This is a genomic window from Pseudoalteromonas sp. GB43, from assembly GCF_054923805.1.
In genome coordinates this window covers 1985777-2009596 of record NZ_JBPCHJ010000001.1, presented here as the reverse complement: position 1 = coordinate 2009596, position 23820 = coordinate 1985777, and the positions used below count along the sequence as shown (strand labels likewise).

Genomic DNA, 23820 nt, shown 5'->3' with positions numbered 1-23820 from the left:
GAAACTAAAAAAGCCCTTGCAGGGCTTTTTTTATGTCTAAAAGTTAATGCGTTAACTTTATCGACGGTTCTTACGTGCACGTGCACGGCGTTGTTTTTTCTCTTCTTCTTTAGCGGCTTTTTTCGCCTCTGCAGCAGCGCGAAGCTGTGCAACCATTTGCTCTTCTTCTTCACGCATGGCCGGTGTTTCCATGGTAATACGACCAATAATGCCATCGCGTAATTCGTTGATAATAATTTCAGACATTTTGTAAGTGTCGATTTGATTACCACCGCGGATACAACCACGCTTTTTACCTGCCATTTCAACAAACTCCCAGTCAGACTCTGGTAGCTCATCAATTTTATAGCGGCTTTTTAAAAGCTCTGGGTATGCATGCAGTAAATATTCAGCGGTGTAACTTGCCACTTCTTCGTAGTCGATAGCGGTATCACGAATAGCACCGGTTGCCCCTAAACGATAACCAGAGTTTTCGTTCTCTACTTTAAGCCATAACATACCCGGCGTGTCGTAAAGCATAATGCCATCGTCAAGCTTAATACGTTGCTGCGCTTTGGTTACCGCAGGTTCATTACCTGTTTTTGCCACGATACGGCCGGCCAAGGTATTAATAAGCGTTGATTTACCAACGTTTGGAATACCCATGATCATGGCTTTAATTTGTTTATCAGCACCTACTTTATGCGGCACTAATTTTTTACAAAGCTCATTAATACGGTGCACTTCACCTGCTTTATCATTACCAAAATCAATCGCTTTCACACCACTTTGCTGCTCAAAGTAGTCTTTCCAAGCTTGCGTTAACTTAGGATCAGCCAAGTCCGCCTTGTTCATGATTTTGATCACCGGCTTATCGCCACGCAGCGCAGTAACCATTGGGTTTTCACTACTGTAAGGAATACGGGCATCAAGTACCTCAATGATCACATCCATCTGTGGCATGATTTCTTTAATTTCGTTTCGGGCTTTGTTCATGTGACCCGGGAACCACTGTATTCCTGTTCTACTCATTTGATTATTAAGCTCTTTATTTTAAAGGTTAACGCCACATGGGACTTATATGGGTACTAAAAGCAAAACTACTCTATTCGTACTTAACTAGTGTAGGTAGTTTACTACATTGAGTATGATTATTTAAAAATAAATACACGATACTGTAGGTCAGCAAACCTTGCCATAAAGAGAGTTTTCTCTTTTACCCCGCCTTAAGAAAAAACACCCATTAAAAATCACATTCAAACAACTTAAATCGTATTTTAAATAATTTTCGGCGACCTTCGATGCACACCTCAAAAACTAAACTATACTGATTTTGACAATAAATTTTATGGATGAAATATGATGTCGGACCAAGATAAAGGATTGATTGAATCTCCTTCTCCAGAAATTAATTTACACCAATCACACTGGACTCTGAAAGTAACAAAAATATTTTCAGCGGTTATATTTGGACTAATTATTCCTGGAATTCTAACTTTTAATGTTATGGGAAACCTAGCTCAACTTGAGCAAAGCATTAATTCGAAACAAGATCTCGAAAAAGTAGCAAGTATTTACAGAACTTTAAAAGAAGAAGTTGAAGTACAAAATCAGTATGCCCTCGCATCCTATTTATTTTCATCTGCTATCAATCAAAACACCCTAATAAATAAACAAATCATGAAAACGGTAGCCATTCATATTGGTTTCTCGGTAATTAGCTTTGGAGTTTTATTCATCATATTGGGCATTAATCAAGGTTCTATATCTGCCTCTGGTACTTTTGCAAATTCAACCAGTATTGATTTTAAAAGTGGCTCAATGGGAGTTGGCGTTATACTTATTGGAGGCGTAATGGTAACAACTGCCGCAATTCATACCAACGAGTATACAGGTGTCTCAATCCCTGCTTATAAACCTTCTGAGGCAACCCTTATCAAAACTATTGATAATTTAGAGGCTGCTAATTACAGCAATTTTGTCAGAAGTCTTCTTCTTAGGACGATAGAGAATACTAGTACTGAAAGTAATAACTCAGGTGGACACAATAAGGATAATACCCCTTGGCAAACTAAACCTAATACCCTACTGAATCAAACTAAACTAAAAAGTGAGAACGGCAATGAACAATAAAGTTAAACCCTATATAACAAAACTTGATAAAGGTAATGCATACTGGATGGCTAGGCTAGCAAAGGCTGTTTACACACATGACCAAACCCCAGCAAAGTTGCCTGATAAAAAAGCGATTCTTAATGATTTAAAAAGCGAAGATAGTGACTTTCTTGATGTAATTGTAGCCAGTAAAGATAGCGCCCAAGGTATGATGGTAGAGCATAAGGAATATTTTTGTCTTGCCTTTAGAGGGACTGACGAGTTAGCCGATTGGGTCGACAATATAAATGCAATTGCTGTAAAACAGCTGTTTGGGGAGTTTCACCGAGGTTTTTGGAACTCTGTTCAAGATATTTGGGAAATTCTGTTTGGTCAATATCAACTTAAAGCACAAGAAAAACAAAAGCCATTATTTCTGACAGGTCACAGCTTAGGTGGGGCAATGGCGACTATTGCAGCAGCTATCCTGAGCCATAGAGATTTACCTTTTACCAGTTGCTACACTTTGGACCAACCTAGAGCTATGAACAAAGAGACTTCTCGGCTGTTTAATATGGAATGTAAAGAGCGCTTTTTTAGGTTTCATAATAATAACGATATAGTAACAAGGGTCCCCGCTAGAGTTATGGGTTATAGCCATGTTGGTCAGTATTTCTACATAAGCGAAGAAGTAGAGATACACCAAGAGCCTGGTTTCTGGTTTAAATTTATTGATTATGTCGATGGCGCTGTTTCTTCAGTAAAAGCTAGGCGCCTTGATTTGATTGATGATCACAACATGGACGACTACCTCGCGGCAGTAAAAAAGTGGGACTTTAAGGATGAGTAATATGATTAGGAAAAAGCTACGGCATATAATTTGGGGAGTAATTCTCATTATTAATATGAATGGCTGTGTTTCAATTCCAGCCGAAGCACCAGAGTTATCTGCTGAGCTTGGAAAGCATCTAAGCCAATTAGAAAAAGCAAATATTACATTATTAAATAAATTTTTCGATTTGAAGCGCCAAGAAGTTAACCGTTTCATAGAAGCTGAGTGGCTACCTACTTTTGCCGAAGAAGTTTTTTCCGTACCTAGCTTTCAAAACGCATGGGATAACATACTCAAAAACGGTAATAAAGCTGATCAACTGAAATTTGTAATAATGTTAGGCCCAAAGTTACTTAAGGAAATGGATAAAACAAGAGCTGAGATTTTAAAGCCTCTAAATGAGCTAGAGGCAACAATGGAAAAGCGGATAAGAGATGAATACATTCAAGCAAAAGCGATTAATAACAGTCTAACTAGCTTCCTAACTTCAGCCGCAGAAGTTGTTGAATCTCAAAATAGATACCTAGCAATGGCTGGCGTCACTGAAGAAAAAATAACTTCTATTGTCGAGAAAACTGACAAAATAGTTTCTGATGCATTATCGAACTTTGAAAAGGCTAATGATTACTCTGCTGACATTGCAAACTATAAAGAAAAGCTTAATGAACTCAAAGATAAATTGAATTAAGGAGATATTCATGACTATTAATTGGGAAGAGCTCGAAAAGGAAATTGATGGTGCAATTCAAACTGGCACTAACAATACCAACAAAAAACTATCTTCAAGAATATCATCTGTAACAAGACTAACTGACGAAGAGATTACTGAGATGCTCCCGGAGTCTACGGATGTTAAAAAGTTATCAAAGTTAATGGCAATAGTTAAAGCTGCAGAAGACGATAATACTAAGGCTAAAAAACTGGCTCATAATGTCGAAGAACTCGGTTCTATAGTTATAAAGCTGATTAACAAACTCACCTAATCTTTTTGTGAGCAATAGATAATGAAGCGTAAATATAAAGTGCTCTACCTACTATAAAATAAAAATTGATGGACTCTTTTGGGTCCATCATTAGATAGTTTAAGAGGTTTGTGCTTTTAAGTGTAACCAGTTTTCTTGTTTAAGTTTATTCCAAGCAGCAAGGATATGTGCGGGCTTCATTTGCGTTTTACGAACATTCCAGCTACGCACTGCATTAACAAGCTCTTCATCAGTAATAGTGGCTCCTTCTAACTCATTAGTAGCAACCCAATGAACCGTTGAAAGTAGCTCCATACCATTTTGTGACTCAAAACCTTCGATTAACCTAGATACTTTATTAAATCGCAGTTTGGTCTCTGGATACGCCTGCAAATAGTTAAGTGCTTCAATAGCTGCATCACCTTTAAGCTCTATCGGCGTATCAGGCTTGTTTATACCATCTGCATAACCAGTAACAAAGTGGCCCTCCATTTTATCGAGAACATGGCGTAATACATCAGCATAGGGTCATAGTGATGCTTTTTAAATACAACTTTATTTAAAGGCTCACCTGCCGCTGTTAAAAAGTAAACGAGCTTTTGCACTTCCAATAAAGACAAACGATATCCAAACCCTGTAGATATGTAACGCTCTATCAACCCAAGTACAGCGGCTCTCCCTAAAGTCATATCGGGTCTTTTAGTTTTATTAGGCATAGCCTGAGCACTTGGTGCGTTTTGTGGCGGGTACACACGCCATTCAACATCAGGTAATTCACTTAAAGAGCTCTGTAAAAGTGAATCTACATCACCCCAATCTAAGCCCCCTAATCCGCTACCTAATGCAGGTAATGCAACAGATTTAAGTCCTAATTGTTTTACTTCAGATTTTAAGCTACTAAGCCCTTGCTTTATATATTCGAGCTTAGACTTCCCCTTCCAATGTGCTTTAGTCGGAAAGTTAATAATATAAAATGGCGGATTGATAGAATTAAGCTCAACAGTTAACACCACACCTGTTACAATCTCTTTGTCATCACAAGCTTTTTTATACACCTTAAAATTATCAGGAAAGGCTTTTTTAAATTGCAAAGCCAGTCCTTTACCCATTACCCCTACAGTGTTAACTGTGTTGATAATGGCATCCGCTTGATCATGCAAAATGTTGCCAGTTTGATAAGTAATCATATTAACCTCAGTAGTACCACTGTGGCATAACTAATACCTCAGGTTTATGTCGCGCATTTTGAAGCAAGGCATTCACTTCATCAGCCACAACTTGCGATTTAACGCCTATTTGCCGGATAGCTCCCCATTGTAAAGACTCAAACGCTAAAAACTCAGCTTGTTTTTCTTCTTTAAAGTCCTGCCAATAGCGCTCATTAATAATTCAATTGATATCTAGCTCATTTATACGTGTAAAATCATCAATTTGCTCTGCATAATCTAAGTCAGCATGAATATCAGTAAAAAAGCAATGTTGATTGCCTAGACGTATCGTTTCTATATCACTAATTAAGTGTAATACCTTATCTTGCCCACCACCATAATCATCATGCCCACAATAAATAACATACAACATGACTGAGCGCGGACAAAAATTAAACGGCACATACTGGCCAATCATTCCTCCCGCAGCTACTTTTACAGGGCGAACTAAACGACGTTGCTTAATATGGTTATAGCCAATATTTTGGTTAACCAAACCAAGCTCTATACGTCTAGCGTCAGACAATAAGCAGCCTTGACCTAAAATACTAGCTAAGTTACCAATGTGAGTGATGTGAGATACTTTTATTGTCATTTAAAATCCATTTTAAATTATTCTAACTGGTTCGGATCAAATACCAAATCACTTTAAGATTTGTACTTGAGCAAAGTAACTTGAAGTGGTTTGGGTATTAATACGCTATAATGACGCAAATTTTTTCAAGTAAGCAGTTATGGCTCTTAAATCAACCATTATTAAAGCGCAATTATCGTTAAGCGATATGGATCGCCACATTTATCAAGATTTCAATTTAACTCTGGCACAACACCCATCAGAAACCGAACAACGTTTGATGATCCGCTTGTTGGCTTTTGCGCTAAATGCCCGTGAAGGCTTAGAGTTTACTAAAGGCTTATGCGCCGATGATGAACCTGAGCTTTGGCACATTAACTATAGCGAAGAAATTGAATTATGGGTTGAGCTTGGTTTACCTGATGAAAAACGCCTGAAAAAAGCCTGCAATAAGTCGAAGCAAGTTGTTTTATATACCTACGGCGAAAATAACCAAGCGATTTGGTGGCAAAAACATCAACCTAAGTTGTATGATTTTAAAAACTTAAGTATTTTTAGTCTCGATTATGCCGCGACTCAGGCATTAGCCGACTTAGCTGATCGTAATATTAAGCTCACTATTACCATTCAAGATGGTGAAGTATGGGTTAGCTCAGACACAGCAAATATCGAAATTAAACCGCAACAGTTAATGTAAGGAACGCGATGGCAATTAGGCAGGTTGTAGTATTACACGGACTATATATGTCAGGCTTTGTGATGCGCCCTTTGTGTGCGCGTCTTGAAAAGTCAGGACTAAAAATACTCAATTTGACCTATAACACGCTCTCTCCCGATAGAGCGGCGATTTTCGATAAGATTGATCGCTTTATTGGTGGTAAACCTACCGCCTTAGTTTGCCACTCAATGGGCGGCTTGGTTGCTCGCGCTTACTTAGAGGCCAATTCTCTTCAAAGCCGCCATGTCGAAAAGGTGATCACCTTAGGCACCCCGCATAAAGGCAGCCATATTGCCAAACAAATGCAGCAGAAGGGCTTTGAAATGCTGTTAAAAAATAGCGTGGAGTTTCTATTATCTGAGAATGGCAATTGGCGTTTAATGCCAAGCTTTATAGTATTGCTGGTGACTTACCCATAGGGCTAATGCCACTGATTGCTAAAGGCAGTGTCTCTGATGGTACAGTTTTGATAGATGAAACCAAACTCAATGGCATGGCAGAACATAAGGTGTTTCATTTGAGTCACACCAGTATGATCTACTCACGCCAAGTGATGGATTACATTATTAAGCTTATAAATCAAAGTGAGTGACACTTTAATCTTCAGCACTTGCAGCCACTTTATATGAGATTAAAACAATGATCCCAGGATCAATGGTACAGGTGCAGCAATATAGCCAAAGGTATCAAAGTTTGCGAAGCTAGCACCAGCTAGATGACCTACCAAACCGATAACAAATGCAAGTAATGCGATCACGACAACGACTATTTCAGCTTTGTTTTCTTTAACTGTTTTACCGTCCATTTTTCTTCTCCTGGTTAAATGCGGTAAAGTCATTATGCGCTTCTGGTTCGTTGTTTTTTTGACCTAAATCAAGTTCTAAATCAGCGTGTTTCTCAGCAGGTGCAAACCTTGTTTTAGATCATACTTTCTGCCTAATTTTAAAATATTCGTAAAATAAGGTAGATTTTTTGCTCAGTTGCCCCAAGTCTATTAAAAGTAATTCAAAGTTATATTGATAGTGCATAAATGGACAACACCAACCTTTGATAGGTAAAACCTATCACCGTGTTCGAATTAAACCATTTTACAGATTAACCAAGATGGCTAATACTTAACACCAAGCACTAGCAAGTAAACACTTAACGGTTTTTTTAAGGAGCAATCTATGTCACAGGTAAATGCAATTGGTTTAAACAGCGCAAAAAGTGAAGATATCGTAAATTCACTAAACTCTTTACTAAGCTGCTACCAAATTCAATATATGAACGCACGCGGCTTTCATTGGAATATCAAAGGTCGTAACTTTTTTGAATTACACCTTAAATTTGAAGAAATTTATAACTTACTACTTGAGAAAGTAGACGAGATTGCAGAGCGTATTTTAACGTTAGGTGGTACACCGGTACATGCATTCTCTGAATACATTGAAGCAAGTAAGATCAGTGAAGCTAAAAATATCACTGAAGGCACTGCTGCAGTAGAAAACCTTTTAGCAGGTTACAGCACGCTTATTCAAATGCAGCGTGAAATCTTAGCACAAGCTGGTGATGCAGATGACGAAGGTACAGCATCATTAATGGGCGACTACATTAAAGAACAAGAGAAACTTGTTTGGATGTTAAAAGCTTACCTAGGTTAATATTCAGAATTGACACGAAAAAGCCCTCTCTTGAGGGCTTTTTTATATTCAGAAGGTATTATTTTAACCACTTTCTTAAATTATCGTACTCGGGTCTTATTTGAAAAAAGCTTTCAGCGTCTTGGTGAAAGTTAATATCCATTTCGACACCAGACCAAACTGTTTCTAATAAATTGCGGGCAATGATATTCGCTTTGATGTAATCAACGCGTTTGTAGCCTCGTGCTTTGACAGCCTGAAAGTAAACCTTAGCAGTTTCAATACTATCGGCAGTTGCTAATTCAAATTGTTCCAAATTAACCACAGCATACTGAATTGAAAACTCTGGGTACTTCATGATTTCTTGAGCAACTTCAATACTAAATGAAGCAACGGCTTCTTTATTAAAACTGCCACTCATTTCCACATAAATCACCGGCGGCTCAACAAAATAACGCCAATCACCATGGGCTTTAAACATGCTTACCCCTTTGAAATACAACTTAAGTTTACGCTTATAAAATTTATTTACCTATTTATCTAAGCCTTTATTCGATAATAAAGCAATAAAAAAGGCCATTTCTAATGCCTTTTCTTCAAGGCTTTTAAAGCGACCCGATGCACCACCATGGTTTGCATCCATGTCGGTTTTAAATACCAAAATGTTGTCATCGGTTTTAAGCTCACGTAGCTTAGCAACCCACTTCATTGGCTCCCAGTATTGCACTTGAGAGTCATGAAACCCGGTTGTAACAAGAATATTAGGGTAAGCCTGTGGCTTAATATTATCGTACGGTGAGTAAGCCTGAATCACATCATAAAACGCAGGATCATTTGGATTACCCCATTCGTCGTATTCATTGGTCGTCAGTGGAATACTCTCATCAAGCATGGTGGTTAGCACATCTAAAAATGGCACATGACACCCAATACCTAAATAAAGCTCAGGTGCTTGGTTAACCACAGCGCCCATTAATAAGCCACCAGCACTGCCACCAGACGCGAATACTTTCTCTGGGTGTGCATAGCCTTGCTCAGTAAGCGCATGCGTAACATCAATAAAATCGCTAAAGCTATTTTGCTTATATTGCTTTTTACCTTGCTCATACCAGTGACGCCCTAGCATTTCACCACCACGAATATGTGCAATCGCATAAACAGAACCGCGGTCAAGCAAGCTTAGTGAGCTACTTGAAAAACTAGGATCGATGGTAATACCATACGCGCCATAGCCATATTGCAACAGCGGATTACTTCCATCTTTATTAAATTGGTCGATACGATAAACCAAAGATACCGGCACTTGCTCGCCATCTCTTGCAGTAACCATTAAACGTTCTGAGCGATAATGCTCTGGGTTAAAATCACCCAATACTTGCTGTTGTTTTAATAAGGTTTTGTTACCTGTTTTTAAATCAACATCATACAAAGAACCTGGCGTAGTTAAGCTTGAATAGTAAATACGCGCAGAGCTCACATTCGGCTCTGGATTCATGGCAATTGCAGCATAATAACAAGGGTCATCAAACTCTAAAGTAAGACGCTCGGCTTGCTGATCCACCACTACAAAACGTGTTTGGTCAAGCTCTCGCTCGGTGAGGATAAGGTAGTCATCGAAAATCTCGACCCCTTCTAACAATACGTTCTTGCGATGTGGTGTATGCTCTTGCCAACGATGTTTATCGGCAATGGTGCTTTGCGTCGCGGTCATTAAACGAAAGTTTTTCGCTTGCCAGTTGGTCACAATGTAAAAGGTATCACCTAGCTTATCGACATCGAACTCATGGCCTTCTTCGCGTGGCATTAAGGCGCTAAATCCACCTTCTGGATTATTGGCATCAAGCACCCAAGTATCGTTTGTTTCTGTGGTCGCAAGGTCAATTATGATCAGGCTTTCATCGCGGCTTTTGCCAAGCCCCATAAAGAAGCTTTTATCTTGCTCTTCATAAACCAGTACGTCATCAGCTTGCGGGGTGCCTAAAACATGGCGGTAAACCTGAAAACCCAATAAGGTTTGCAGGTCTTTTTTCACATAAAACACCGTTTTATTATCATTAGCCCACACCACTTGGCCTTCGGTGTTTTCCAGCACATCACTAAACATCTCACCGCTGGCAATATTTTTAAAACGCACGGTATAAATACGACGACCTTCAGTGTCTTCAGAGTATGCAAGTAGCTGCTCGTCAGGGCTAATTGCAACTTCGCCTAATTCATAAAATTCGTAATCGCCAGCTAATTGATTTACATCTAACAGCAAGTGCTTGTCGCGTGCCTCTATTGAGCTACTGCGATAATGGCGTGCATATTCATCGTCGCCACGTACTTCTGAGTGATACCAATATTGGCCATCTTTCACGGGTACCGTGTTGTCGTCTTTTACAATGCGGTCTTTTAGTTCATTAAATAATTGTTCGCGCAGTGGTTTTATATCGGCGAGTTGCTCATCGCAATAATCGTTTTCGGCGTTTAAGTGCGCTAATACATCTTTATTTTCACGCTCATCATCACGCATCCAATAATAGTTATCGGTGCGAGTTAGTTGATGAGTAGTTAATGGATGAGGCTGTTTTTTGGCAACAGGAGGATGCGCTAATAAAGACAAAGAATACGAATTTGACGACACAAGAAAAAACCAAAATAAAAAACGAATTACTGGCAGTTTATCACAGAATTATACCAATCAGCTTAATTAAGTAGTCTATTTTGAGGCAATAAAACCTCGTTGATAACAAGGCAAAAATTTCGTTATTTAGTTGTTCTAAATGAGAAATTTTTAACGCAGTTAACGACAGGTTTAATCCCTCAAAATGATTAAGTATTATTGCGGGTTGGTATTAAAAAAGCCCACTCAAATTGAGTGGGCTAAGCAATGCTAAAATAGCATTTAGGGGGAAACTCTTAATGTGAAACTTGCTGCCAAGCCATAGCCCAGCTTTTTCCTACACCTGGTTCAAATAGCGGGTTGTGTGAATCTTTAACACGACAAAACTCGCTAAATGGCCATGGTTTACACATATAAATATGGCCTGTTTTAGGTTGTAAAACCTTAATTCCTGCACTGTAATCGTTGCATGCTTGAGGATAAACATAGTCATAATCTTGCAGACTATCTTTTACTCGCTCTTCACACTTGGCGATACAATTAAACGCCACTTTTACATGCGTAATACCCGAGCCTTCTAGGGCATAAATTTGGTTTGAGCGATAGGCTACCACTAAACCTTGATCAGTCATTTTTCCAGCTTTTACTAGCGGAATATGCACATTAATATGCTCAGCAACGGAGCGCGGCCAATTATGAGGCTCACCTTGATCCGTACTGACTATTGGATATTCGAATGATAAATCGACTAGCTCTCCTTGCATGTCATAAAAGGTCACAATCACCCTATCACCAACAAATAGTTGGGTATGATGATTCAAGCAACCAATCGGCAACCACTTCCCGGAGGCCATTGACGTATGCATAAACAAAGTATCACCCTAAGAACAACTAATAGGCATTATCTAACAACCGTACAAAATAAATACTTTTTAGTTTGAGGCAAAAGATCCAAAGCACTAGATTATGTGCTTATCAGCGGTCCCGCTATCATAGTTTAAAACCTTAGACCGGAAACTTTGCGTCCTAACTTTTCAGTTAGTTTGCCAAAAACAAGACTGAGTATAATCGCGACCGAATCACAAATCAAACAAAAGAATGTAACCAAAGGTCTTATATAGCAAATAGTTACTAGCAAAAGATGCAGAAACAAAAAAGCCAACCGCTCGGTTGGCTTTAAAACAGAAAGAGCTTTAGTCTTTCACCAGCTTTCTTCTGGTCGTTACTCGGTGACCAGAACGGAATATATTCAAAAAGCCATTACCTACATCACTCATGATAATGTACAAACAAGGTACTAGTACTAAAGTGATTAGAGTTGCAAACATAACCGCAAAACCAAGTGCAACCGCCATTGGAATTACAAACTTAGCTTGCAAGCTGGTTTCGAACATAATCGGTAGTACACCCGCAAAGGTTGTAATTGATGTCAGGGTGATTGCTCTAAAGCGCGCACAACCTGCTTCAATAACCGCTTGGCGAGTTGAAATACCTTCGCGGCGTGCTTGGTTTACAAAGTCGGTCATAACTAACGAGTCATTAATTACAACACCGGCCGCAGCAATCAAGCCAAAGCCCGACATCAAGCTAATATCTAAACCAAACCAGAAGTGACCCCAAATAGCACCGGTTAAGCTAAATGGAATAACCGACATAACAATTAGAGGCTGCGAATAGCTCTTAAGCGGTACAGCAAGCAAGATATACACTAAAATCATACCGCCGATGAAGAACATGATTTGCTCATTAGCTTGCGCCTGCTGCTCTTCAATTGAACCGCCTAGCTCAGTTTTAACTGACGGGTACTCTTCTTTTAACTGTGGCAACAAGTTCTCATCAACTTGCTTAACCACTTCACCCGGCTCAATCGCTTCTTCATCGATACTGCCGTAGATATACACAGTACGATAGCCACCTTCACGGCGAATATAGCTAATACCTGGTTTTTCGTTCAGCTCAACAACATCACCCAGCATCACCTCTTGACCTGCAGGCGTTGTGATAACGGCGTGCTTTAATGATGCAAACGCTTCACGTGTTAGTTTCGGGTAACGAACCATAACACGTACTTCTTCACCGCGACGAATAACACGCTGAGCTTCACCACCGTAGAAACTTGCACCTACTTGGTTAGCAATGTTGGCAAGGTCTAAACCTAGATCATATGCCACAGGTTTTAAGCTTAATTGCACTTCTTTGCTCGCCGGATTGATGGTCGAACTAATATCAAATAAGCCTTTTTGCTGTTGTAATAGTTGGATGAAACGACGACCTGCCTCATTTAAGGTATCGATATCAGGGCCATAAAGTAAGTAACCAAACTCACCATCCATACCACCGCCATTTACATCATCATAAATTTGCAGTGATTTCACACCTGGGATGCTTGGCATTTGTTCACGCCAACGACGAGATAGTTCGAATGCGTTATAAGGGCGAAGCTCTTCATCTACCAGCGGAGCAAGTAATTGTGCTTCAGTACGACCTTGGTTGAACACTAAGATATCGCGAATAAGCTTTTGGCCAAATTCACGTTCTGTCTCTTGGTCTACCTTGTTAACCATGGCTTCGATTTCACGAATAGCATTAATTGTTTGCATATCCGAGGCATTTTCATTCATTTCTAAACGAATTTGCGGAAAGTCCTGAGGTACTTTTGGTGTTGGTACCACACGCACTTGGTTTGAAGAAATTAAGCCAAACGTCAAAATTAATAAACCGATAAACGCAAATAGCACAAACCAACGCCATTCAACACACAGCTCAATAAAACGCTTATATGGACCATTTACAAACTCAAAGAAACGTTTGTTAAAACGCGCTCGCCAGCTATTAGGATTAATTGGCGGAAACTTAGTATGGGCAATGTGTGGTAAAATAAGTTTTGATTCAATCAAACTAAATATCAAACACAGAATAACCACCACTGCGATACCGAAGAAAAATGCACTCTCTGGGCCACTTGATAATGTAAACGGTGCAAATACAGCAATAGTCGTTAAGACACCAAATGTTGCTGGGGTAGCAACGCGTTTTGCCCCATTTACCACGTTTACAACACCACCGCCTTTTTTCTCAATTTCGGTGTAGGCGCTCTCCCCTATGACTATGGCATCGTCGACCACGATCCCGAGTACCATAATAAAGGCAAATAACGACACGATATTAATACTGATACCAAATAATGGCATCATCATCATTGCCCCTAAGAAACACACAGGTAAACCAATCATTACCCAAAGTGCCAGCTTAAAGCGTAAGAAAATAGACAACATAATGGCCACCAAGATAGCCCCTTGGAAAAGGTTGGTTTTCATCATGTCTAAACGGGCATTTAGGTAATAAGTCATGTCCATCAGTGGCACAAGACGAAGACCGGCTGGTAGCTCTTTATTCTTTTGTTCAATAAAGGCTTTAACTGAATCAGCAACCGGGATCATATTTTGTTCTTTAGTTGCTTTTACAGATAAATAAACGGCATTTTCACCATTAAATTTAAAATAGCGTTCACCTTCAGTGAATTGGTCTTTGATCACAGCAATGTCGTTTAGCAGTACTTTCGCGCCATTAGCGCCAATTTTTACTGGGATCTGGCGGAACTCATCACCGCTGTAATATTGATTTTCAACACGTACCGAGATAATACCTGCGTCAGTACGTAATTGACCGGCCGAAATATTCGCAGAGTAACGACGTACTGCACTGGCCACATCACTTAAAGTAAGGTTGTATTGACGCAGTGAATCTGGGTCAATTTCAATCGCAATCTCATCAAGTGGTACATCATTTTGCACCAGCGACACATTAGATAACTGCAATAACTCATCTTCAATTTTGTTTGCAACAGGCTTTAACTCAATCAGTGGAATATCACCTACTAGGGTCATACCAATCACGTCTTGGCGAAACTCAACCTGACTAATCGTCACCGGCTCCATGCCCGCAGGGAAAGTCGCAATACTGTCTACTCGTAGCTTCACTTTATCGAGTACATCAGTGAGCTCTGCATCTGTGTTGATCTCTAAACTTGCAGTGCCACTATTTCGGAACGAACGATACACACCACGTTTAATTTCGGTGACATCTTTTAGTGACTCTTCAATTTTGATCAGAATACTTTCTTCAATTTCCTGTGGTGAGGCACCCGGATAATTGGCCTGTACCTCGATATAGTTAATTTCAATATTCGGGAACATCTGACGCTGAATAGTGAAATAACTAATGATCCCCATGATGATGATAAACACCATCATTAAGTTAGCAGCGACCGAGTTATTGGCAAAATAGGCAATAAGGCCAGACTGTTTTTCTGTGTTTGTATCAGTCATAGTGCTACCTTAAAGCTTTTCAACCGCTGCAGTTTCTGCATCGCTTGTCATTTCTTTCATTCCAGCAATCTTCACTTCCATACCCTCTTGCGGATACTCAGGTAGCGTTAGAACCAACTGGTCATTCACTTCAAGGCCATCACTGATATAGAAGTACTCACCTTCTTCACGCACTACGGTTACTTTACGTGGTTCAAGTTTATTCTCGCCGTTCACAATCCACACCGTTTGGTTATTCACTAAAGACTGCGGTAAACGGTAGATGTTTTGTAATGTTGCACCGGCAAAGTTCACTTGAACGTAAGCACCAAATTTAATAGGTTGTACGTCGTGCTTTAAGCCGTATGGGTCATCAACACGAACAACTAAGTTGCTCATACGCGTCGCGTTATCAACAACGCCTAGGTCACGGTCAATTTCGGCTTCACGAGTAAAGCTGTTTAAGCCTTTATTGATAATGGTCGCTTTAACGCCTTTTAAGCGTTTTGGTAAAAATACACTATCGAAACCAGCAATTGGTACAATGATTTCTGCACTTTCAATATTATTAATTTCAGCAACTTGGCTGCCTACATTAATGTATTGACCAACACCAATTTCACGGCTGATCACCAGTGCATCGTAAGGTGCTTTCACCTCACAGCGAGCAAGGTCACGCTCGGCACGTTTTAATGCCGCTTGCGCTGATTTAACAGCTGCTTGTGCACTTAAAACTTGAGGTTTACGTAGGAATAAGTCGGTGCGCTCACGCTCTGGGTAACGTCTTGCTTCATCCTCTGCCACTTTAGCCTGTGCTTGCTCTTCGATCAGTGCCGCTTGAGCACTGGCAAGTGACGCTTCAGCTTGTAGTACAGCCGCTTCGTAGTTGTCTTTTTCGATGGTAAATAACACTTCACCGCGAGCTACGATGCCACCCGCAACAAAGTTTGGGTGCCAGCTTGTAACTTCACCAGCCACTTGCGAGGCAAGTAAGGTACTTTCAAGCGGTTTCACTTCGCCGTAACTATTAATAATCACTTGATGATCATCACTTTCTACTGGCTCAACCTGTACTAAAGGACGCACATCAACTACATCCTTGTCTTTAGGCTCTTGAGCAATCGCGTTTATTGCCTTAAAACCAGCAACACCAACGATTAATGCAACAAACGGTAAGATCCATTTTAATAAACTTGTGCGCATAACTTACACCTATAATATTTTCACTGGCCCTATCATACCAAAGCTGACAGAAACATTAATGTGACATTTGTAAGGAACTGTTACAAAAACAGATAAATTGGCAACACAAAAACCAAAACTTATCTAAGAACAATTTGTTACAAACAAAAACCACTTAATATCAGAGGCTTACAACACTACTTTCACACTTGTTAACAAACAGCCTTTTATCAAAGGGTTAATTCATTAAACTTGATTGAGAAATAATGAAAGGAACGAGTTAACAATGAAAATAACAAACATTGCGCTGGCACTAAGCTTAGCGTTTGCCATGAATGGCCACGCAGCCGAAACAAAAAAAGAAGAAAAGAAGCCAAAAACACTGGCTGAAATGATCAAAGATAAAAGCGAGTTTGCCGGTGTTTTCAGCATTTACCAAGATGCGAAAACCGGCGATAACTTAATGGTGATCGACCAATCTCAACTTGATACACCATTTGTGTACTTTGCTCACACCGTTGATGGTGTTACTGACGCAGGTCACTTCAGAGGGGCATATCGCGAGACAAAGCTAATTGAGTTTCGTAAATACTTTGACCGCATTGATATTATTAGCAAAACACCGCGCTATAAATTTGATGAAAACTCAGCCCTAGCACGCTCTGCCGATGCCAACATCAGCGAAGCTGTGCTTGCGAGTATTAAAATCGAAAAAGAAGAAGACGATAAAATTGCTTTTAAAGTTGATAAGCTCTTTTTAAGTGAAGCACTGCATAAAGTGTCACCTTGGGCGAACCCAAAAGATAAAAATGCCAGCAAGCGCTTTAAACTTGGTAAGTTAAACGACAAAAAATCGCGAATCGTTAAACAGCGCCCTTACCCAAATAACCTAGATGTTGTGGTGAATTATGTATTTTCTAATGCTAACCCAACAGTGCGAGGCTCAAAAGCCGTAAGCGACCCTCGTAATGTTTCAATTAAAGTACAGCATTCATTTGTCGCGTTACCGAAAAATGATTATCAAGCTCGCCAAGATGACGCGCGTATTGGTTATTTCACTAACGAATTCGACAATATGACATCAGCAGATTGGGCACCATATGAAGATGTCATCAAGCGCTGGGACTTACAAAAGAAAGACCCATCAGCTGCACTTTCTGAGCCAGTTAAACCAATTACTTGGTGGATTGAAAATACTACCCCGGTTGAGTGGCGAGACACTATTCGTGATGCAGTACTAGCATGGAATAGCTCATTTGAAAAAGCAGGCTTTAAAAATGCCATCGAAGTAAAAGTACAACCTGATGACGCTGATTGGGATGCGGGCGATATTAACTACAACGTATTACGTTGGACTGCATCACCGCGCCCTCCATTTGGTGGTTATGGTCCTGCCCTTGCAAACCCATTAACCGGTGAAATATTAGGCTCTGACATCATGTTAGAGTATGTTTTCATGAAAAACCGTTGGATGTACGACACTTTATATACTCAAAGTGCAGCCACGCTTGAAACTAGCCAAAACAGCACCGATTTACATTGCTCATTGGGCCACAGCATTCAAGAAAACATGCTACTTGCTAAAGGCTTAGGCACAGGTGCGAGCATTGAAAACAAAGAGATTTTACGCCAAGGCTTAACTCAGCTTGTTTTACACGAAGTGGGCCATACCCTTGGTCTTAACCACAATATGAAATCATCTATCTTGTGGGATGAAAAAGAAGTTCACGATAAGAGTAAAACGCAAGGTATCGTAACGGGTTCTGTTATGGACTATGCACCAGCAAACATTGCCCCTATTGGTATGCAGCAAGGTGATATCTTCCAAACCAAACCTGGCCCTTACGATGATTGGGCAATTGAATACGGCTACAGCCAAGCATTGGCTGATAAAGCAGCTGAGCAGAAGCGCCTTGAGAAAATTCTCGCTCGCTCATCTGAGCATGCTTTAGCGTTTGGTAATGATGCTGATGATATGCGTGCTCCAGGCCGCCATATTGACCCACGTGTAATGATTGGCGATATGTCATCTAACCCTGCCGCATATGCTGATGATCGTATGGAGCTTATCAATAAGCTGTTTACTGAACTTAAAGACAAAGCCACGGTTAATGGTGAGTCATACCAACAGCTGGTTACCTCAGCGAACATTTTATTTAGAAGCTACAGAACACAAGCAGGCGTGGTATCTCGTCAAATTGGTGGTGTTTATGTAGAACGTAATGTGGTGGGCGATGACAAAAATGGTGCACCATTTACGCCTGTGCCACTTGAGCGCCAGCAACATGCAATGCAAGTGTTAGCCGACAAAGTATTCTCGCCAAATGTGCTTTCGAGCATGCAGCCACTGTATAACTACCTGCTACAGCAGCGTCGTGGTTTTAATCATTACGGTAAGAACGAAGACCCTAAACCACACGGCATGATTTTAGGTATGCAGAAGCTGGTACTTGCTCAGTTGTTGCACCCAGCAGTTATGCTGCGTATTTCAGACAGTGCGATGTATGGCAACGAGTATTCACTTAACCAATTTATGAATGACTTAACAGCAAGCATTTTTGTAGACAGCAAAAAAGCAAACACCCTAAGTCACAATCTACAAGTTGAATATGTGAATCAGCTAATCACGATCGCTGGTTTAGGCAAAGCGAGCAAGCACGATAACCTAGCCAAAGCTGCCGCGCTTTATCAGTTAAATCAAATTGCTGATATGAGCGTACCATGGGGTGCAGACACCGCAGCTAAAGCGCATAAGCAATATATCGATCGCTTAATTAGTAAAGCCCTCGAAGCATAATCTTAGCAACACAAAAAAGGCTGCCACTTGGCAGCCTTTTGTTTTTAGTTTAAGCCATTGCTGGGCGCGATTTATAATACTGAATACACCCTAGTTGCGCTGCATTAGTCAGTAGAATCATTACAAAGGTCAGTATGTGAGACACACTCGGTGTCGTCATAGCAAGCTCGGCAGCAAGGCCGCAGCTTCCAGCAACAAACTGTAGGCTAAAGTAGCGCGCACTTAAATTACTAATATCACCACTTTTAATGGTTTTATAAGTCTGCGGCATAACACGAATAGAGCTCATGACTAAACCTACATAGGTTAGCCAGTTAAGCACCGTTGCTGTTTCATAATGAGGGTTAAGCAACAAACCAAAAGGCACGACCGAGATAGCTAATAACCCAGCTAGCTGCATGCGTTGCTTTCGTTCAGCATTGTAACGAACAAAGTAGTAAAGAATCACACCACTTAGCATGCCGGTAACAACAAACGGCAAAACCATGTAAAAACGCTGAAAAAACAGATTAAAGGTGATGAAATACACACTTTGCGCAACACCAAAGCTCATCATTAACAGCGAAACGCCCGACACACTGCGATTTTTACGGATCTTATTTAAAAGCGGATAAAAGCTAAACGCTAAAATAAAGCATGAAATAATCGGCAAAAAGTGCGCCAAAACAGACCTCTCTCGTTACAATTTAGTTAATAAGTTAGCAATTTATAAATCGCCCATGAAAGCGCAGTAAACAACTGTTTTTAAAGCGATTTAAAAGAGCGCGGCATTGTAATGAGAGAGTATTAGAATGCAATAAAGAATAAAAAATATACAACTGACTATTGGCAAGATATCCGTACAAGCTGTTTACAGCTGATGACACTAACGACTGACTTGAATAGTCACTGCAATATGGGTACATTGAGCGGATAGTATTCAGGAGAGAAAAGCTATGAAGCCAATTTTATATGTAATTGTTTTATTTTCCTTTTTGGCTGGATGCGAGAGTACAAGCCAACAGTCAGCCCCCCCTCCTAGCGTTGCCAGCTTACTAAACAATGAACATTTTCAACAAGTTGAACTAAAAGACCCTGAACTTTTTACCTTACCAGCCGAGGAACAAAAGCGCTTCCTTAACTATTTCACAAGACACCAAGGTGACTATTTAAGAGATGATCAAGTTCTTTATCAATACTTAGAAAATAAGCTCAGTAATTTTAATTATTTGAGCGCCACCTTAAATGCCCAACAGGCATTACAAAATGAGCAAGGCAATTGCATCAGTTTAGCAATTTTAACTCACGCATACGCGCAACTAGTCGGGCTCAAAACTGGTTTCCAAGCGGTCTCAAGTGAGCCTGTTTATAGTAAGCAAAATAATATAGTGTATGTGTCAGGCCATTTTCGCACCAAAGTCTATGCCCCTTTAAGTGAAGAAGATAATTATTTGGTACCGCCAGGTACTGTCATTGACTACTTTCCTGCTCGTGGTAGTTTTTATTCCGTACGCGCTGAACTAAAAGATTTAATTAGCCGTTATTACAGCAACTTAGCTAGCGACGCACTTATTGCTAACCAATTTGATTTGAGCTACAGCTATATTTTAAAAGCCAATGAATATACACCAAATTCTGCTGCGCTTTACAATTTAGCTGCCGTATTACATCGTCAATCGGGTGATTTAGCTGGAGCAAAACATATTTATCAAACAGCGATGCAGCATGGCTTTAAAGATACGAATTTACTACATAATTACGCAGTGCTGGCCGAGCAACTTAATGATCACGTATTGGCAGAGCAGCTCAATTCACAACTTGCTATGCTTAGACAAGACCCGTTCGAGTTACTCGCTACAGCGATTAACGCTCGTAACAATGGCCAATTTTACAAGGCAAAACAACAACTCGAGGAGGCTATCGCATTAGCTCCGTATTTATCTGAACCCTATATAGAATTAGCGATTGTAAGTTATCAGCAAGGTAATGAACAAAGCAGCAAAGAATGGCTAGAAAAAGCCATTGAGATAGAAAATAAAGACGAAAAACTAGCACTTTATCACGCCAAGCTTTTCGCCTTAAAAGGTCAACACTAGTTTATAACGAGTAATAAAAGCTTAGCCAAGCGCGTAAATCATTTTCAAAGTCGTCGCCTTCTACTCGGGCGACGCCAAAATCAAGGTTTACATCATTTAAACCTGCAGGCCCCATGCCAAAGCTAAAGTCTCCTTGCCACTTGAGACCATAACTTTGCGCATAAACTCGGTTATCGACCTGATGCTGTTGGTAGTAAAGCCAAGGTAATGAATCTTTGTAACTAATGCCCCCGCCATAGCCTTTATAGCGGTTACCTAATTGACTAATAAACGGCAGCTCAGGAGCAACAACAAAGCCGCTTTGCGTGTCATTATTAATTAAGTTTGACTCATAACCACCAAGCGAAAGGGTGCTATCATCGCGATATTGCTGAGCAAAATTAGCATAAACGGGAATATCATAGGCATAACCGCTCAATACGGTAGCAAAGTTATAGCCCTGCCAATTATTCGAGTCAGCATCACCGGATAGCCACTGGGCACTTACGGACTGAGCAAAACCATATTGCTGTCTATCATGTTGCCATTTTTGTTCAAGTCCAAGGGTTAACCATTGATCATCCCCATTACTAAAGTCACTGTAGTTATAGCTCAAACTCGGCGTAATACTGAGGTGCTGAAACTGCAACGGGTAACTCAAAGCTAAATGCGCCCCTGTGTTACTAATGTTTAGTGGCATTTGTGAGTGGTACTGTTTTGCTGATTCAAGGTCGTAATCAAATAACAGCGCTTTAAATTTTAAATCAAACGCTGAGTACTTAACGGTACGCGAACACCCCTTCTAATGCTTTGTCATGTAAATCAGCACTATAGCCTGCCTGTAAATCGAGCTGCTTTAAAAAGTCATTGCTTTTTACTCCAAGGGTAAGCAGTGAAGATGAAGCCGAATAGTACTGAGATGCCAACGAAAAGGTTGGTTTTTGCTGCCAAATATCATAATCGCCTGGCTCAGTTGGGCTTTGCGGATAGATTTTCGCCTCAGGTAATACTTCGCTCGTTACTTGCCCTCGTGGTGGCGCCGCACTTTTAGCAAATTCAACAACCTCTAATCCTTGTGGTTGCTCAGCAAAATGCTTGATATTCGGCCCTTCAGCAGTGATCGATAAATACAAAAGTTCACCATTATTCATTGCCATTGGGTGTGCAACAGCTTCTTGGCCTTGCGTTAATTGGCGTAGTGAATTGCTTTGTAGATCATAATGATATAAATCGAGAGCTTTCTTTTTACCGGCAACAAAATATAGCCCTTTGCCATCTGCTTGCCAATTAGGTTGTGACACATACTGATAGCCCTCAGGCATTGGCACAGTAAGTGATTTTTGAGAGCTTAAGTCTTGTATATACAACTGCCAATTGGCATTCAATGTCGCTTTTAAATAAGCAAGTTGAGCTTTATTAGGGCTTAGTAATGGATAGTCATAAACCGTTTCTAGGCTTTTCTCAAATAAAGGGGTAGAAACACCCGTATTGAGGTCAAGGCGCACTAGCTCAGAGAAACCATGCTGAGTTTGCTCAGCATAAACAGTTTGCCCGTTATCACTAATACTAAAGCGGCGCAGCCCTGCATGATGCGTCAAAGCGCTCACTTTACCAGTGTCGATATCATAGCGGTATAAATCAGAAATACCTTGAATGGAGCCTTTAGCAACTGTTGTTGTGGCAGTGAAAAACAAAGTATTTTCGTCTAACCACTGCGGGTTTTTTATACCCTGCCTATTAATTTGTTGAAGCACATGTTGTTGCTTACGCTTAAAGACATTGGGGGCTTTATCTGCGATATCGACAGGATCATCATCAAGTAACGCTTGTTGCTGCTTTGCAAAATCATCGGCAGCCTGTTGATTGTCATCAGTGCTATAAATGACTAAACGGGTTTCGTCATCTTTGTTGCGCTCAACAATCGCAAGTTTACTGTTATCTAAACTTAAAACAGGGTTCGAAGCGTATAAATCAAGCTCTAACCAAAGCTTACTTGTAAGTGTTTGCTCACTTACCTCTTTAGCCATTGCTTTATAAGTATATTCGGCAATAAAACGACGATATAGGCGCTCAGGTGAGTCGCCAAATACCCCGCTAAAGGCCTCATCAAAATCACGTGCTTTAACCGCTTGCATGCGTGTCCAAACTGCATCAAGAGTTTGCGCTGAATAGTTCTCTTCGAGCCATGCAAGAAAGCGAGAACCCATTAAATACGCCATTGAGCCAGCTAAATAGCCTCCTTCGGTACTACTCAATTGGTTATATTGTGGCAGCGCACCTTGCTGGGCAAATTCAACCAGTATTGCTTCTGAAAGGTTATCGTATAAACGGCCTCGGCCTGTCATTTTCGACTCAAGCAGCGTTGCATAGCCTTCAGCAGCCCAGCGCGGCATTTCGCCATCAACTAAATCGTAAATATCCCAACTATTACGAATAGCTTGGCGCACGTCACTTCGAGTAGGCTGAGCAAGGTGCACCAAATGAATATATTCGTGCAAAATTAATAACTGCTGCCAACCATCGGTGTTAGAAATCACCGTGTCGGATTGTGGAGGCGTGGTAAACAAAGCCATTAAAGGCTTATTAGTCACCGGCAAAGCAAAGCCATTGGAGGCGTTAAACGGGTCGAAAACTAGTACATCGACCACTTCATCAAGGGCACGGTTTTGCTGTTTTAAAACCTTATCACGAACAATTTCAAGCTCTGTTGCTGCTGAACGGATCCATTGCTGATTCTCAGTACTAAAATGCACATTAAAGTGCTCGGTATGAATAGTTTGCCAAGTCTCTTGGCTTGAAGCGTGGCTAGCAGCAAGTAGTGCCGCAGTTAACAGGGCTTTTTTCATCACAATCCTTGATTAGCAAGTTATTTAATTTAAGGATTAG

Annotated in this window: 17 protein-coding genes, 4 pseudogenes and 1 riboswitch; of the genes and pseudogenes, 9 read left to right on the top strand and 12 right to left on the bottom strand. The window is 40.5% G+C overall.

The features are described 5' to 3' along the window. Window positions 1-57: 57 nt before the first annotated feature. Entirely contained in the window at window positions 58-1011 is a 954-nt protein-coding gene (ylqF, locus tag ACRWSG_RS09655; RefSeq protein ID WP_462166160.1) for a ribosome biogenesis GTPase YlqF, read from the bottom strand. A 327-nt stretch (window positions 1012-1338) separates the two neighbouring features. Between ylqF and ACRWSG_RS09650 the strand changes: the two genes are divergently transcribed. Genes ACRWSG_RS09650 through ACRWSG_RS09635 form a run of 4 tightly spaced genes read left to right on the top strand, consistent with a single transcriptional unit; the run spans window position 1339 to window position 3888 of the window. Next, complete coding sequence (locus ACRWSG_RS09650; protein ID WP_462166159.1) at window positions 1339-2112, top strand: hypothetical protein; 774 nt, start codon at window positions 1339-1341, stop codon at window positions 2110-2112. Next, entirely contained in the window at window positions 2102-2923 is an 822-nt protein-coding gene (locus ACRWSG_RS09645; RefSeq protein ID WP_462166158.1) for a lipase family protein, read from the top strand. Before ACRWSG_RS09650 ends, ACRWSG_RS09645 begins: the two co-directional genes overlap by 11 nt. After that, window positions 2916-3593, top strand: a complete 678-nt coding sequence (locus tag ACRWSG_RS09640) for a hypothetical protein (RefSeq protein ID WP_462166157.1) — start codon at window positions 2916-2918, stop codon at window positions 3591-3593. Before ACRWSG_RS09645 ends, ACRWSG_RS09640 begins: the two co-directional genes overlap by 8 nt. A gap of 10 nt (window positions 3594-3603) precedes the next feature. Then, window positions 3604-3888 (top strand): hypothetical protein, encoded by a 285-nt coding sequence (locus tag ACRWSG_RS09635; RefSeq protein ID WP_235372537.1) that lies wholly within the window; start codon window positions 3604-3606, stop codon window positions 3886-3888. Between the two features lie 99 nt (window positions 3889-3987). Here ACRWSG_RS09635 and ACRWSG_RS09630 read toward each other — a convergent pair whose 3' ends face one another. The 3 genes and pseudogenes from ACRWSG_RS09630 to darT all read right to left on the bottom strand — a co-directional run bounded on the left by ACRWSG_RS09630 (window position 3988) and on the right by darT (window position 5670). Further along, window positions 3988-4359 (bottom strand): hypothetical protein, encoded by a 372-nt coding sequence (locus ACRWSG_RS09630; protein ID WP_462166156.1) that lies wholly within the window; start codon window positions 4357-4359, stop codon window positions 3988-3990. Then, window positions 4320-5054, bottom strand: a complete 735-nt coding sequence (gene darG / locus ACRWSG_RS09625) for a type II toxin-antitoxin system antitoxin DNA ADP-ribosyl glycohydrolase DarG (protein ID WP_462166155.1) — start codon at window positions 5052-5054, stop codon at window positions 4320-4322. The genes ACRWSG_RS09630 and darG overlap by 40 nt, the downstream gene beginning before the upstream one ends. Before the next feature lie 7 nt (window positions 5055-5061). Further along, window positions 5062-5670: pseudogene (gene darT, locus ACRWSG_RS09620) on the bottom strand (type II toxin-antitoxin system toxin DNA ADP-ribosyl transferase DarT). Between the two features lie 139 nt (window positions 5671-5809). Here darT and ACRWSG_RS09615 point away from each other — a divergent pair. Both ACRWSG_RS09615 and ACRWSG_RS09610 read left to right on the top strand, forming a co-directional pair. Beyond that, window positions 5810-6346, top strand: a complete 537-nt coding sequence (locus tag ACRWSG_RS09615) for a YaeQ family protein (RefSeq protein WP_054552313.1) — start codon at window positions 5810-5812, stop codon at window positions 6344-6346. Between the two features lie 8 nt (window positions 6347-6354). Next, window positions 6355-6959 (top strand): annotated as a pseudogene (locus ACRWSG_RS09610) (esterase/lipase family protein). Window positions 6960-6963: 4 nt separating this feature from the next. Here ACRWSG_RS09610 and ACRWSG_RS09605 read toward each other — a convergent pair. After that, window positions 6964-7172 (bottom strand): annotated as a pseudogene (locus ACRWSG_RS09605) (hypothetical protein). 364 nt (window positions 7173-7536) lie between these two features. Between ACRWSG_RS09605 and ACRWSG_RS09600 the strand changes: the two are divergent. Continuing rightward, complete coding sequence (locus ACRWSG_RS09600; RefSeq protein WP_054552310.1) at window positions 7537-8010, top strand: Dps family protein; 474 nt, start codon at window positions 7537-7539, stop codon at window positions 8008-8010. Between the two features lie 58 nt (window positions 8011-8068). On the opposite strand, the gene ACRWSG_RS09595 is transcribed toward ACRWSG_RS09600, so the two are convergent. The 5 genes from ACRWSG_RS09595 to ACRWSG_RS09575 form a co-directional block, all read right to left on the bottom strand. After that, entirely contained in the window at window positions 8069-8470 is a 402-nt protein-coding gene (locus ACRWSG_RS09595) for a hypothetical protein (protein ID WP_054552309.1), read from the bottom strand. A gap of 51 nt (window positions 8471-8521) precedes the next feature. Further along, complete coding sequence (locus ACRWSG_RS09590; protein ID WP_462166154.1) at window positions 8522-10615, bottom strand: S9 family peptidase; 2094 nt, start codon at window positions 10613-10615, stop codon at window positions 8522-8524. Between the two features lie 275 nt (window positions 10616-10890). Further along, window positions 10891-11460: a hypothetical protein gene (locus ACRWSG_RS09585; RefSeq protein ID WP_054552308.1), complete on the bottom strand. Its 570-nt coding sequence runs from the start codon at window positions 11458-11460 to the stop codon at window positions 10891-10893. A gap of 108 nt (window positions 11461-11568) precedes the next feature. Then, window positions 11569-11652, bottom strand: a riboswitch (cyclic di-GMP riboswitch). Window positions 11653-11787: 135 nt separating this feature from the next. Continuing rightward, the gene (locus ACRWSG_RS09580; RefSeq protein ID WP_462166153.1) at window positions 11788-14922 is read right to left on the bottom strand and encodes an efflux RND transporter permease subunit; all 3135 of its coding nucleotides are present in this window, start codon (window positions 14920-14922) and stop codon (window positions 11788-11790) included. 9 nt (window positions 14923-14931) lie between these two features. After that, a complete protein-coding gene (locus ACRWSG_RS09575; protein WP_462166152.1) occupies window positions 14932-16104 on the bottom strand; it encodes an efflux RND transporter periplasmic adaptor subunit in 1173 nt (390 codons plus the stop codon). 265 nt (window positions 16105-16369) lie between these two features. Between ACRWSG_RS09575 and ACRWSG_RS09570 the strand changes: the two genes are divergently transcribed. After that, window positions 16370-18880: a zinc-dependent metalloprotease gene (locus ACRWSG_RS09570; RefSeq protein ID WP_462166151.1), complete on the top strand. Its 2511-nt coding sequence runs from the start codon at window positions 16370-16372 to the stop codon at window positions 18878-18880. Window positions 18881-18929: 49 nt separating this feature from the next. Here ACRWSG_RS09570 and ACRWSG_RS09565 read toward each other — a convergent pair whose 3' ends face one another. After that, a complete protein-coding gene (locus ACRWSG_RS09565; RefSeq protein ID WP_138619614.1) occupies window positions 18930-19544 on the bottom strand; it encodes a PQ-loop domain-containing transporter in 615 nt (204 codons plus the stop codon). A gap of 271 nt (window positions 19545-19815) precedes the next feature. Between ACRWSG_RS09565 and ACRWSG_RS09560 the strand changes: the two genes are divergently transcribed. Beyond that, a complete protein-coding gene (locus tag ACRWSG_RS09560) occupies window positions 19816-20955 on the top strand; it encodes a tetratricopeptide repeat protein (RefSeq protein WP_462166149.1) in 1140 nt (379 codons plus the stop codon). Window position 20956: 1 nt separating this feature from the next. Here the strand turns inward: ACRWSG_RS09560 and ACRWSG_RS09555 are convergent. After that, a pseudogene (locus ACRWSG_RS09555) lies at window positions 20957-23780 on the bottom strand (TolB family protein). Between the last annotated feature and the right edge of the window lie 40 nt (window positions 23781-23820).